General features: G+C 50.9%; 7 protein-coding genes. All 7 read left to right on the forward strand.

All coding sequences use genetic code 11. The features are described from left to right. The first annotated feature begins 223 nt into the window (after nucleotides 1–223). Complete coding sequence (gene rne, locus BZG82_RS09805) at nucleotides 224–3,139, forward strand: ribonuclease E (RefSeq protein ID WP_198928547.1); 2,916 nt, start codon at nucleotides 224–226, stop codon at nucleotides 3,137–3,139. Nucleotides 3,140–3,376: 237 nt separating this feature from the next. Continuing rightward, on the forward strand, nucleotides 3,377–6,778 hold the full coding sequence (locus BZG82_RS09810) for a response regulator (protein WP_077765734.1): 3,402 nt from the start codon (nucleotides 3,377–3,379) through the stop codon (nucleotides 6,776–6,778). An 805-nt stretch (nucleotides 6,779–7,583) separates the two neighbouring features. Next, nucleotides 7,584–9,272, forward strand: a complete 1,689-nt coding sequence (locus tag BZG82_RS09815) for an ABC transporter substrate-binding protein (RefSeq protein WP_077765735.1) — start codon at nucleotides 7,584–7,586, stop codon at nucleotides 9,270–9,272. An 83-nt stretch (nucleotides 9,273–9,355) separates the two neighbouring features. After that, a complete protein-coding gene (locus BZG82_RS09820; protein WP_077579530.1) occupies nucleotides 9,356–10,342 on the forward strand; it encodes an ABC transporter permease in 987 nt (328 codons plus the stop codon). Nucleotide 10,343: 1 nt separating this feature from the next. After that, on the forward strand, nucleotides 10,344–11,372 hold the full coding sequence (locus BZG82_RS09825; protein ID WP_077765736.1) for an ABC transporter permease: 1,029 nt from the start codon (nucleotides 10,344–10,346) through the stop codon (nucleotides 11,370–11,372). Continuing rightward, entirely contained in the window at nucleotides 11,369–12,355 is a 987-nt protein-coding gene (locus BZG82_RS09830; RefSeq protein WP_077765737.1) for an ABC transporter ATP-binding protein, read from the forward strand. The genes BZG82_RS09825 and BZG82_RS09830 overlap by 4 nt, the downstream gene beginning before the upstream one ends. A 27-nt stretch (nucleotides 12,356–12,382) precedes the next feature. Then, nucleotides 12,383–13,378: an ABC transporter ATP-binding protein gene (locus tag BZG82_RS09835; protein WP_077662119.1), complete on the forward strand. Its 996-nt coding sequence runs from the start codon at nucleotides 12,383–12,385 to the stop codon at nucleotides 13,376–13,378. Nucleotides 13,379–13,387 lie beyond the last annotated feature (9 nt).

The raw sequence follows: 13,387 nt of genomic DNA on the forward strand, positions 1-13,387 counted from the left end.
TGTCAGAGATATCCGCCATGAGTTTAAACACGGCGGACGCCAACTGCATAATCCGGTGAGCCACAATAACCGTCGCAGCTGGCCGATAAAAATTTGCCCGAGCGCACCCCTGATTTTCTCCAGCCGAGAGGTTGCACCATATCAGACTTGGGGTCAGGCAACATTGGCGACTGCTCTCGTCATCAACCGCTAATAACAACGATAAATAAATGAGAACAATCTGATGAAAAGAATGTTGATTAACGCAACTCAAAAGGAAGAGTTGCGCGTCGCATTGGTTGACGGTCAACGGCTGTACGATCTTGATATCGAAAGCCCTGGCCATGAATCGAAAAAAGCTAACATCTACAAAGGACGTATCACCCGTATTGAACCTAGCCTGGAAGCGGCATTTGTTGATTACGGCGCTGAACGACACGGTTTCCTCCCGCTAAAAGAAATCGCCCGCGAATACTTTCCTTCCGGTTATACCTATCAAGGCCGTCCTAACATCAAAGATGTGGTGAAAGAAGGTCAGGAAGTGATTGTCCAAGTGGACAAAGAAGAACGCGGTAACAAAGGCGCAGCACTGACGACCTTTGTCTCTCTAGCAGGTAGCTATTTGGTCTTGATGCCAAATAACCCGCGCGCCGGTGGCATTTCGCGTCGTATCGAAGGCGAAGAACGTAACCAGCTTAAAGAGGCCATGTCAGGTCTTGAATTACCGCAAGGTATGGGCCTGATTGTACGTACCGCTGGTGTCGGTAAATCGGCCGAAGAGTTAGAGTGGGACTTGAAAGTGCTACTCAACCACTGGCAAGCGGTTAAAGAAGCGGCATCATCCAACCCTGCCCCTTTCCTGATCCATCAAGAAAGTAACGTGATTGCACGTGCAATTCGTGACTACTTACGTCGCGATATTGGTGAGATCTTGATCGACAGCGAAAAAGTCTTCAAACGTGCGCAAGAACACATCCAGTTAATACGTCCAGACTTTGTCAGCCGTATCAAACTCTATGAAGGCGAAGTGCCGCTGTTCAGCCACTACCAAATTGAAAGCCAGATTGAGTCGGCCTTCCAACGCGAAGTTCGTCTCCCGTCAGGCGGCTCTATTGTCATTGACCCGACCGAAGCCTTGACGTCTATCGACATCAACTCGGCACGAGCCACCAAAGGCAGTGACATTGAAGAAACAGCGCTACAAACCAACCTAGAAGCCGCGGAAGAAATTGCTCGCCAGCTTCGCTTACGTGATTTGGGCGGTTTGGTGGTTATCGATTTCATCGATATGACGCCAGTACGCCACCAACGTGAAGTGGAGAACAAACTACGTGATTCGGTTCGCATGGACCGTGCACGGGTGCAAATTGGCCGTATCTCACGCTTTGGTCTATTGGAAATGTCACGCCAACGCTTGAGCCCGTCTCTCGCCGAAGCCAGCCACCATATTTGTCCACGCTGTAAAGGGACGGGTGTTATCCGTGACAACGAATCGCTTTCTTTGTCGATTCTGCGTCTCATGGAAGAAGAAGCCATGAAGGAGAACACAGCGCAAGTTCTGGGTATTGTCCCTGTGCCTGTCGCCTCTTACCTGCTTAACGAAAAGCGTCGGTCGGTACAACATATTGAGAAGTACCACAATGTCAAAGTGGTTGTGGTGCCAAACGCAGATCTGCAAACCCCACACTTCGATGTGGTGCGCATCCGTGGCGGCGAAGAAATGGCAAGCTTGTCGTACCATCTGCCAAGCCAGCTTGAGTCGCTAAAAGAAGCGGAAACGCGCGAAGAACCACAACAAGCGCGTCCGGCGAAAAAGCGTGAAGAACCTGTTTTACAAGGATTTGCCGCGCCAAGCTCACCAGCGCCAACCGCAAAGCCCGCTACCGAGACAGCACCTAAACAGCCAAGCCTGTTGGCCAAGCTGGGTAAGTTCTTGTCTGGCCTGTTTGCAAGTGACAACACGTCTGAGGCAACGCCAAGTCAAGCGAGTACGCCATCGAGCAACCGCCAATCGGGTTCGTCGACGCGTCAACAACGTAGCAAACGCGATCAAAGTGGACGCAATAAACCTCGTCAAAATCAGGCCGCGCCACAAAAAGACGAGCAAGATGATAACGCGCAAGATCGCAACCGTAACAACAAGCCACGCCGTAGTAACAAGTCGCAAGATGAGCGTCGCGACAATAACCGTAAAGGCAAGAAAAACCGTAACGAGAAGCCAAAGTCAGCCCAAGCTGACAAGGTAGAAACGGCGAAGAAACAGCCTGAGAAAGCGGACAATAACGCGGATAACAAGGCAGAAAAAACGGAGAAGGTGAAACAACGTCGCCAACGCCGTAAGCTAAACCGCAGCGTGCGTGTCAACAAAGACCAGCCCGATGCTGTAACCGCATCTGCACAACCACAAGAACCGGCAAAAGGAAAAGATCTCCAACAAGTCGGTGCCGATGTGGCGCAGCAAGCCAAACAGCAACAAACAGACAACGGCCAAAGTCAGCAAGACAAGCCTGCACGTGAAGAGAAGCGCCGCAATCGTCGTTCTCCTCGTCACCTGCGTGCCAGCGGCCAACGTCGTCGTCGCCGTCCAATGGTGAAAAGCCCGATGCCACTCACCACCGGCATGGCCTCGCCAGAAATGGCGATGGGTAAAGTCTGGTCGGCCGAGCAACCTATCAAAGTAAAACAGGACCGTCGTCGCCAAGACAAACGCCAAGCCGCATCTGTGATTGCAAGCGGAGTTGCACGTCCTGAAATGGCGATGGGTAAAGTGATTGTGATGCGCACACCGAGTGTCGCCGCAACGCCAACGCCAGAGAAGAAGCCAGCCGTTGAGCCAGTGCCAACTGCCCCTGTGGTTGAGGCTACGCCATCGGTAGCCGCATCACCGGCACCAGCGACCACGCCAGAACACGATCCAAATGTGGCCTTGGTGACGGAGAAAGTGATTGAGCGTGAAGCGGTTATCACAGCGCCTCAATCAACCATTCGTTATCGTCGCGCAACATCACCAATGATGAAAGCGCCTGCGCCAAACCAAGTGGTTGATCATTCGCCAGTGCGCATCGCCGCCTTTAAAGTGCCCAATGCCAACGCGAAAGCGGCTGGCAGCGCAGAAGCGCGAGCCGCGGCTCAAGCACCGGCAACCAAGCCTCAGTATTAAATCGATACTAACGCTTAAACGTGATGAGAAAGCCCCAGCAGCGCTGGGGCTTTTTTTTCAATAAAACCATTAACTATCGGGAAAAGTGATAAAAATGCGCCGATCCACACGCTTCTCGACCAACTTGCTTGTCAAAGCAAAAAAAGGAAGTAACGTCACTGTGTAGCATTCCTTCTGCCTGTTTAGCGTTGCAGACAGAATCATTAAATAGCTGCTTTAAGGACAAGGCTGTTGATCATGAGAAAGCTGTTTATCGCTCCCCCGTTTAAGCGCCTTCATCACACCTTGATGTTGGCTTTTCTCCTGCTGAGTTTATTGCCTCTGATTCTCGTGGCACTTTTTTTCCTTAATGCTCACAGCAAGGATTTGCAAGAGCAAAGCACCGCACACCTACTTTCTGTACGCGACAGCAAGCAACAACAAGTGCGTGATTACTTTGATGCTAAAGAATCTGAAGTGTTAGGGTTCGTCGCATCAGAGCTTGCCTATGCCAGTGGTGGTCACTTTTATGGCTTGGTCAACGCCTTCCGTAGCCTAGGTCCTGACATGGATTCCGCCCGGCAGTATGCACAAACTCGCTACCATCCCGGTTCAGGTCACGCGATAAAAACGCCCGTCAGCAAAGGTTCGCCGAACTACCCCGGTGTAGAGCGCTACCGCTTACTGCACAAACGTTATCATCGCGCCTATTTGGCACTATTGGCACGTGCAGACTTTGACGATCTGCTACTCGTCGATAAACAAGGTAATGTCACCTATTCAGTCAAAAAGCATTCGAACTATGGGACCAACTTATTGACGGGCCCTTACCAAGATACCAAACTGGGTCACACCTTTGCCGCGCTAAAGCGCCAAGATAGGCAGGTAAAAGGTAAGCGCGATCCTCACCCTAATGTCGTAATGTCAGACTTTGCCCAAGATCCGGATGGCAACGCCTATGCATGGCTCGGCGCCCCCATTATTCAGCAAGGCTACCTGCACAGTTATGCCTTGTTTCGGCTTCCCAATCACGCGCTGACCGCGTTAATGACCCCTTCCTCTTCATCCGACATTCAAACCTTGTTAGTCGGAGACGATCTGCAAGTGCGCGGCCATTCATCTAACCCAGAGACGATCGCCGACAGCCTAGCAGTGATTGAAAAGGCACTGGATAATCACACAGGGGTTGAACGCTATGACAATGCGTCCGGCGACACCATGCTGGCGGCCTTTGCACCTATCTCAACCCATGGCTTGCATTGGGCGCTTGTCGCCGAAGTGCCTATCGACATTGCCTTTGCGAGAGTTCGCCAACTCGAACAACTGTTCGTCGTAGCGATGCTGTTGGCCGGCTTTGCCGTGTTGGTCGCATCGAACAGTATGTCGAATTTTATTACTCGTCCTTTGTTGCAGCTGACATGGGCCGCAGAGAAAGTGAGTGCGGGGGATCTGGATACCAAGATTCACCATACGCGTCGGCATGATGAAATTGGGCGGTTGGCGGTCAGCTTTTCTCGTATGCGGCGCGCTATCCGTGAAAAGCTTCAGCTTATCCACCAGCAAAATCAAACACTTGAACAAAGCTTGGCCACGATTCAAGAGCAAAACCAAGAGTTGCAGCTGGCTAACAAGCTCAAAGACGAATTTCTGGCTACCACCTCGCATGAATTACGCACGCCTTTGCATGGCATGATTGGGATTGCCGACGCCTTGATCGCTGGTGCGAATGGTCCAATTAGTCGTGATCATCAGTATCAACTTTCGATCATTGTTAACAGCGGCCAACGGTTGGCGAAATTAGTCGATGATCTGCTCGATTATCATAAAATGCGTTATGGTCAGCTCTCGCTTGAAAACGAAGCGGTCGATATCACCAGCCTAGCGCGTCTTGTCCTTTCTTTAGCTGAACATCTCAAAAAAGATAAGCCAATCCGTATCATCAATCAGCTCCCCTCGTCCTCTTTGTGGGTCTGTGCCGATACCCAGCGCCTTGAGCAAGTGATGTATAACCTGATTGGTAATGCAGTGAAGTTTACTGATGCCGGTAAGATAGTGCTGAGTGCGGAAAAAATTGATGACAGGGTTCGCATTCAGTTAGTCGATACCGGGCAAGGGATCCCGCCCGAACAACTGAACGTGATCTTTGAGCCACTCACTCAAGCGGTCAGCGATCACTACCACTATCAGCATGGTGCCGGGCTGGGCTTATCGATCACACGTCAGCTGATTGAGCTTATGGGCGGTCAGCTTTATGTAAGCAGTCAGCCACAAATCGGTACCACATTTAGTTTTACCCTACCCGCGATCGAAGCGCCTGACGAACCGGTTGCTCATTTACCCAATGACGAACAGCCTTCTCCCCTCTGGCAACCCTTTACCCCACAGGACGTCGAGAATAAGACGAACGCAACCACCGCCACTTGCGATGATGGCTTACTGATCTTGGTGGTTGATGACGAACCCACCAATCAACAAGTATTAACCAGCTTTTTGCAAATGGAGGGTTATCAGGTTATTACCGCTAGCGATGGCGAAACGGCGCTACAACAGGTCGAAAAAGAACGTCCTGCGCTGGTATTGCTCGATATACTCATGCCCGGGATAAGTGGCTTTGAAGTTTGTGAACGATTACGCCAGCAGTATCATCATGGGGCGCTTCCCATCATCATGCTCACTGCGCTTAATCAACCTGATGATCGCATTCATGGTTTTAACGTGGGTGCTAATGACTATTTGAGTAAACCGTTCAATAAGCAAGAACTTGCCGCTCGTATTGCCACGCACCTTGCCGCCTGTGATGCCGAGCGACGTCAGCAAGAAAATCAGCGATTGGAAGCCGCATTAGCGCAAAGTGCAGAGCGACAGGCGAGTCTACTCGAAACCCAGTCATGGCTGATTTCACAATTATCCCTCGCCCCTGAAGCGATTATCGGGGCAGGCAGCGATGGTCAAATCCGCTTTGCCAATGCGTCTGCCGCTGCGTTATTTCAACAGCAAGATGCCAATCTCAAGCGTATGCATAGTCATGCCCTGATCCATGAGCCGGATGAGAGCCAACAGCTCGAGCGCTATCAAGGTAAGTTGACTGTTTATATCGGCGACCAGCATCGTGATCTAGAAGGCATGATTTTGCGTTTCCCGGCGGCTTCTGAGATAACCACCTTATATGTGATGAACACTGATACGCCCGTCTCGCTAGCGCGGATCCAAAGTTTAGAAAGTGCGATTGAGGCTTTGTCTGGCTATGCATTCCGTGGTGATGCGCGCCAACTGGATAAATTAAAAGCCATGGGCGGTGAGTTTGAAGCCTTAGTGAGCCAAGCCCAGAGCCAGCAAGAGGATAAAGCGCAAGCACGCCGACAACTCATTGTCGATGCGATGGTGGCTGGACTCGAATATTGGGAAAAAACGACGGGCAAAAGTAAGTTCGATTTTGCCGAACAAAGCGGGCTTTGGCGGGTCTACCTCGACCGCAGTAGCCTACAAACCCGCACATTGGATAAGTACTTACTGCTGGAAACCTTACCCAAAACACCAAGGTGGCGCACAGTACTCAGCTCTATTCGCTATATTCTTGACCACTGTGACAAACACAATACCGATCGTACCCAGTTAGAAACCTACTACCGACAGCTGCGTCAGCTGCTGCTCGAAGACTAACACACCCCGTACCACCTTCCCCCCAACGTGCCTCTCCTATTGAGGACAGGCATTTTTCTCTTTCCTTACCCAATAAGCAATTAATCAAGACAGACACTCTTATCTTCCCAATAGGGACAGACACTTTAAATAGACACTTTAAATATTCAGACTCTATACATTTAAAGTACCTGTCCTATTAAGCAGTCCCATTAAGCACTCCAACAAAAGCAACAAAAGTGTCTGTCCCCATAAATCTAAAGTGCCTGTCCCAACAAGAATCCACCAACCTACGCGATAATAATTCACGCAAATAAACGGGGTCTTTGATGCCGATATCAGTCCAAGTCTGAGCGATAGTTGGGGCTAAAAATCAGGATTGTGGGGAGTATCACAACAAAACGGCAAGATTAAATTCTTGATTAAAAATAAGCCCTAAGAAGCATGTGATATCTGTCACCCCTGAGAAGGTAACAAATAAGTCATTGATATTTATTGGTATAATCTGGTTCGGTTTCTGGTTTTTATCTCAGAAGAGAAAGCGAGTCAGAATACATCTTCAATTTATCCCGATCGATTTTAACGGTTTTAACGTCATGAAAGTGTTTTTTTACGATTTTAACGATTAATGACGTTGCGAGGCGTTCTATCGGCATGCTTATTTGAAGAGGTTCACTGGCCGCTGTGTTATCGATTGCTGATGCATACGATGACCAGACAACAGACAACTAGATGCCGGTGAATCGGCAAGCTTGAGCTCGCGAAGGTTGTAAGCAACGAGCTCACTATCCATCACGTGAACTGAAAGCAACAGTAAGGAATGGCTATGTTTTCGAGTAACATTAGATTTGCCAGCAAGACCCTACTTGCCTCTGCAATTATCGGTGCGCTGAGCGCAAGTGCTGGCGTCAGTGCCGCCGAGCGCAGTGAGCTCACTATCCACCCGAAAGAATTCAATACCTTTGTCCGTAACTTCAACCCTTTCCTTGGCGCCACCTATTTGCACACCACCACTGACTTCGTCTATGAGCCCTTAGTGGTGTTTAACGAAATGAAAGGCAACCAACCTGTCTTTCGTATCGCGAGTGGCTATGAAATGGCGGATGATCTGAAAAGTGTCACCTTTACCCTACGCAAAGGGGTGAAATGGTCAGACGGCGAAGCCTACACTGCCGACGATGTGGTGTATTCATTTGATTTGGTTAAAAACCATCCTGAGCTCGACCAATCTGGGATTAATAAATGGATTGATGATGTGAAAAAAGTCGACGACTATACCGTCCGCTTTGAACTCACCGAGGCCAATTCCAACGTACCGTACGAGATCGTCAAAGTGCCAGTGGTGCCAGAGCACGTTTGGAAAAACATCGAAGACCCAGCATCTTATACCAATGAAAACCCAGTAGGCTCTGGCCCCTTCACCACTATCGATACCTTCACCTCTCAGCTCTATATTCAATGTCGTAACCCCTATTATTGGGATAACGACAACCTTGATGTCGACTGTCTGCGCGTGCCGCAAATCGCCAATAACGACCAGTTCTTAAGTAAAGTGATCAGTGGCGAAATGGACTGGACCTCCTCGTTCATTCCTGACATTGACCGCACTTATGCCGCGGCCAATCCTAATCATCACTATTGGTACCCTGCCGCTGGCACCCAAGCCTTTATGGTCAATTTTAATGACCCAGACCCTGCCAAGCGTGAAGCGCTGACCAATGTCGACTTCCGTCGTGCATTTTCGATGGCGCTTGACCGTCAAACCATCATTGATATCGCGTTTTATGGCGGTGGTACAGTGAACGACTTTGCGTCTGGCTTAGGTTATGCCTTTGAGTCTTGGTCCGACGAAGCGGTGCATGAAAAATATCGCCAATACAATACGTACGATCTAGACGGCGCCAAAGCACTGCTTGCGAAAGCCGGCTTTAAAGATCAAGACGGCGATGGCTTTGTGGAAACGCCATCAGGTAAGTCGTTTGAGCTCGAGATCCAATCTCCCAATGGCTGGACCGACTTCAACAACACCGTTCAGCTTGCGGTTGAGCAACTTGCCGAGGCCGGCATCAAAGCCAAAGCGCGTACACCTGATTTCTCGGTGTATAACCAAGCGATGCTCGAAGCCGACTACGACGTCGCCTACACCAACTACTTCCACGGTGCGGACCCTTACACCTATTGGAATAGCGCATATAACTCCAATTTACAGAAAGGGGACGGCATGCCGCGGTTCGCGATGCATTATTACCAAAATGCCGAGCTCGACAAGCTGTTAGACAGCTTCTACAAAACCGCGGATAAAGCTGAGCAACTGGAAATTGCCCACCAAATCCAAGCGATTATTGCCAAGGATCAGGTCACTATTCCGGTGCTTTCTGGCGCTCAAATGTATCAATACAACACAACCCGCTTCACCGGTTGGTGGAACGAAGACAACCCGAAAGGTCGACCCTCTATCTGGGCCGGTATTCCTGAGCGTCTTCTCCATGTACTGGACCTTAAGCCCGTTCAGTAACCACTATCGGGCGCCTTGCGCGCCCGCTTTTCCACGGTGTTCACGCCACGAACATCACCACTTCGCTGTGTAAGGTGTGGGTTATGGGTTATTTTTTCCGACGGCTAACTTTTTACATGATTGCCCTTTTAGTGGCAGCAACACTCAATTTTATTATTCCTCGTGCCATGCCCGGTGATCCTGTCACCATGATGTTTGCCAACGCCTCGGTGCAAGTCACTCCAGAGCGGATTGAGGCAATGAAACAACTGCTGGGCTTTGTCGATGGCCCCCTCTATATGCAGTATTTCACCTACATGAAAAACGTGTTGAGCTGGGATTTAGGCACCTCCATCCAGTTTTATCCGTTGTCAGTAAACGAGCTCCTCGGCAAAGCCTTTGGCTGGTCGCTGTTTCTTGCCGGCAGTGCAGTGCTGCTGTCCTTCTCGCTGGGCTCGATTTTGGGGATTTTTGCCGCTTGGAAGCGCGGCGGAAAATACGATGCTGTGATCACCCCAGGAATGCTAATCATCCAAGCGGTGCCTCAAGTGGTTATCGCGATGTTAGCGCTGTTTATTTTCGCCATTGGCCTGAAATGGTTTCCTACCGGATACGCCTACACGCCGGGCGTCACCCCTGACTGGACCAGCTGGGCTTTTATTAAAGATGTGGCCTATCACGCCGTACTCCCGCTTTTTTGTGCCTCCATCATTCAAGTCGGCGGCTTTTTGGTCAACATGCGTAACAACATGATTAACCTGCTTGCGGAAGACTACATCACCATGGCCCGCGGCAAAGGGTTAAGCGAAAACCGCGTGGTGTTTAACTACGCCGCCCGGAACGCGCTCTTGCCCAGTGTCACTGCGCTATCGATGTCGCTGGGTATTGCCATCGGGGGCCAACTGATTGTGGAGATCATTTTTAACTACCCCGGTCTTGGCTCAGTGCTTTTGAATGCGATCAACGCGCGTGACTACCAAGTCCTGCAAGGCCAGCTACTGATTATGACCTTGTTTATGCTCTCGTTTAACTTAATTGCTGACATGCTGTACGTGGTCCTTGACCCACGCCTGCGCAAAGGAGGCAAATAATATGAAAGATCTCCTCACCCTTATCGTACGCAATAAAATTGCCCGCGCAGGCTCCATCATTGTTGGCCTATTTATATTAATGGCGGTCTTCGCGCCTTTATTAACCCAGCATGCGCCAGATAAACGCACCGGTAATCCGCATGAATACCCCAGCGTTATCGTCAAAGCGGCGCAAGCCAATCCAGACGGCTGGATCGCCACACACTTAGCGGATGATCGTCGCACCCTACTGATGTCGAAAAAGGCCGACCATGTCCTTGGTACCACCCGTATGGGTCGTGATGTCTGGTCGCAGTTAGTACATGGCGCCCGTGTTTCGTTAGCGGTGGGTTTTGGGGCCGGTATCACCGTGTGTGTGCTCGCCACCTTAATTGGTATTACCGCCGGCTATTTAGGCGGTTGGGTTGACGATGTACTCACCGCCGCGATGAACATTATGTTGGTGATCCCGCAATACCCACTCTTGTTCGTGCTCGCCGCATTTATCGGCGAAGCCGGACCGCTGACGATCGCCATCATTATTGGCTGCACCTCGTGGGCGTGGGGCGCACGGGTGGTTCGCTCACAAACCCTTGCCCTGCGCGAAAAAGAGTTCGTGAAAGCTGCCGAAGTGCTGGGTGAGTCGCGCTTTCGTATCACCTTTGTCGAGATCTTGCCTAACTTGGTGCCGATTGTCGGCGCCAGCTTTATTGGCTCGGTAATGTATGCCATTGCCATGGAGTCGATTATCTCCTTTCTAGGCCTTGGCGATCCCAACACCATCAGCTGGGGGATCATGCTCTACAACGTGCAAACCTCTTCATCCATGTTAATCGGTGCGTGGTGGGAGCTACTCGCGCCTTGTATTGCGCTGACTTTACTGGTGACGGGGCTTGCGTTACTCAACTTCGCCGTGGATGAAATTGCCAACCCGCAATTACGAGCGCAAAAAGGGATGAAGCGCTGGAAAAAACTCAGCCAACAAGAAAAGAAAGCCCGCGACGAGAATCCCGTTGCCGAACACATGCTGATCAGTGGAGATAAATCATGAGTCGCACCCCACTTATCTCAATCCGTGACCTGTGCGTGGACTACATTACCGATGCCGGCGATGTCCGAGCCTGCGATCACGTCAGTTTTGACATTGCCCCCGGTGAAGTATTCGGTCTGGCTGGCGAATCGGGATGCGGTAAATCCACCGTTGCCTTTTCGCTGATGCGTCTGCATAAGCCACCTGCATTTATCACCGGCGGCGAAGTCATCTTTAACGGCGAGAATATCCTCGATTACAGCGACGCTCGGATGCGCGACTTTCGCTGGCGGGAGATGTCGATGGTGTTTCAAAGCGCCATGAATGCCCTTAATCCAGTGCTGACGCTCGAGGAACAGTTTTGCGATGTGTTGATGCGCCACACCAACCTGACCCGCAAACAAGCGGTCAAACGGGCTCAAGGCTTGCTGGAAATTGTCGATATTCACCCTAGCCGCCTGACCGATTATCCGCACCAGTTTTCGGGCGGGATGCGTCAGCGCTTGGTAATTGCCATTGCGCTGGCATTAAACCCGAAAATGATCATCATGGATGAGCCCACTACGGCATTAGATGTGGTAGTGCAGCGCGAGATCTTGCAAAAAATCTACGCGTTAAAAGAAGAGTTTGGCTTTTCGATTCTGTTTATCACCCATGACTTATCGCTCATGGTGGAGTTCTCCGACCGGATTGGGATCATGTATTCCGGTGAGCTGATTGAAGTCGCACCGTCCAAACAGGTGCTCAACAACCCCTACCACCCTTACACCGAAGGACTGGGCAGCTCATTCCCCTCACTCACCGGACCTAAGCGCCAGCTCACGGGGATCCCAGGCAATCCGCTCAACTTGCTCGAAATCCCGACCGGCTGCCGCTTTCAAGCGCGCTGTGCTCAGGTGCATGAGCGGTGTCGAACCATGAAAACGGCGCTGCGCCAAATCGAACCGGGCCGGTATTCCAACTGCCATCTATACGGTGAGCCCATCGCCCAACAAAAACTCTAATAACGCGCCAATGTGAGGAAGTCAGTGATGAGTACAGGTTTTGGAGAACTGCTGGTTGAAGGGAAAAACGTGGTGAAAGATTTCCCGATTAACAGCCATGCCCTTAAACAACCCATGATGCGAGCGATCAATGATGTCTCGTTCAAAATGTACAAAGGCCGTGGACTTGCCGTGGTGGGGGAATCAGGCTCGGGCAAATCCACCACCGCGAAAATGATTGCCAAAATGTATGCCCCGACCGATGGCTGCATTGAATATCGCGGCCGCGATATCACCACCATTAAAAAACGTGATGAGCTGATGCGCTATCGCGAAGGCCTGCAAATGGTCTGGCAAGACCCTTTTGGCTCGCTCAACCCCACCCATAATGTGTTTCACCATATTGCGCGCCCATTATTGATCCACAAAAAAGTCGCCAAGCGCGACAAAGCTCAGTTGAAAGAGCGGGTGTTCGAGCTGCTCGAGCAAGTGGGGCTGACCCCTGCCAAAGAAACGGCGGAGAAATTCCCCCACCAGCTGTCGGGCGGCCAGCGTCAGAGGATTAACTTGGCGCGGAACATCGCCGTGGGCGCGGAAGTGGTACTCGCCGATGAACCAACTTCGATGCTGGATGTGTCGATTCGTGCCGGTGTACTTAATCTGATGGAAGAAATGAAAGTGGAGAAGCAAATGTCGCTGCTCTACATCACCCATGATATCGCCACCGCGCGTTACATTGCTGAAGACTTGGCAGTGATGTACGTCGGCCATATGGTCGAATGGGGAGACACCGAAGAGATTATTCATCGCCCTCAGCATCCTTACACCCAGCTGTTGGTCTCGGCCGTGCCCGACCCGAGCAAATCTATTCACGAAAAACTAAAGGGCAACAAGGGTGAGATCCCCCTGTGGACGCCGGATTCGGTCGGCTGCCCTTTTGCTGGCCGCTGCCCACATGCGACAGCCAAATGCACTGAGCAGTTGCCCGGCGTCACCAAGCTCGCGGACAACCACTATGTGCGCTGCTATTTGTACGAGCAATAGCGACCAATA

The sequence above is a fragment of the Salinivibrio sp. PR5 genome (assembly GCF_001996085.1).
Taxonomy (GTDB): domain Bacteria; phylum Pseudomonadota; class Gammaproteobacteria; order Enterobacterales; family Vibrionaceae; genus Salinivibrio; species Salinivibrio proteolyticus.

What these genes read in the sequence shown, in the direction of transcription:
- rne (WP_198928547.1), top strand. Translation starts at nt 224, where the DNA reads ATGAAAAGAATGTTGATTAACGCAACTCAAAAGGAAGAGTTGCGCGTC.
- BZG82_RS09825 (WP_077765736.1), top strand. Translation starts at nt 10,344, where the DNA reads ATGAAAGATCTCCTCACCCTTATCGTACGCAATAAAATTGCCCGCGCA.
- BZG82_RS09815 (WP_077765735.1), top strand. Translation starts at nt 7,584, where the DNA reads ATGTTTTCGAGTAACATTAGATTTGCCAGCAAGACCCTACTTGCCTCT.
- BZG82_RS09835 (WP_077662119.1), top strand. Translation starts at nt 12,383, where the DNA reads ATGAGTACAGGTTTTGGAGAACTGCTGGTTGAAGGGAAAAACGTGGTG.
- BZG82_RS09810 (WP_077765734.1), top strand. Translation starts at nt 3,377, where the DNA reads ATGAGAAAGCTGTTTATCGCTCCCCCGTTTAAGCGCCTTCATCACACC.
- BZG82_RS09830 (WP_077765737.1), top strand. Translation starts at nt 11,369, where the DNA reads ATGAGTCGCACCCCACTTATCTCAATCCGTGACCTGTGCGTGGACTAC.
- BZG82_RS09820 (WP_077579530.1), top strand. Translation starts at nt 9,356, where the DNA reads ATGGGTTATTTTTTCCGACGGCTAACTTTTTACATGATTGCCCTTTTA.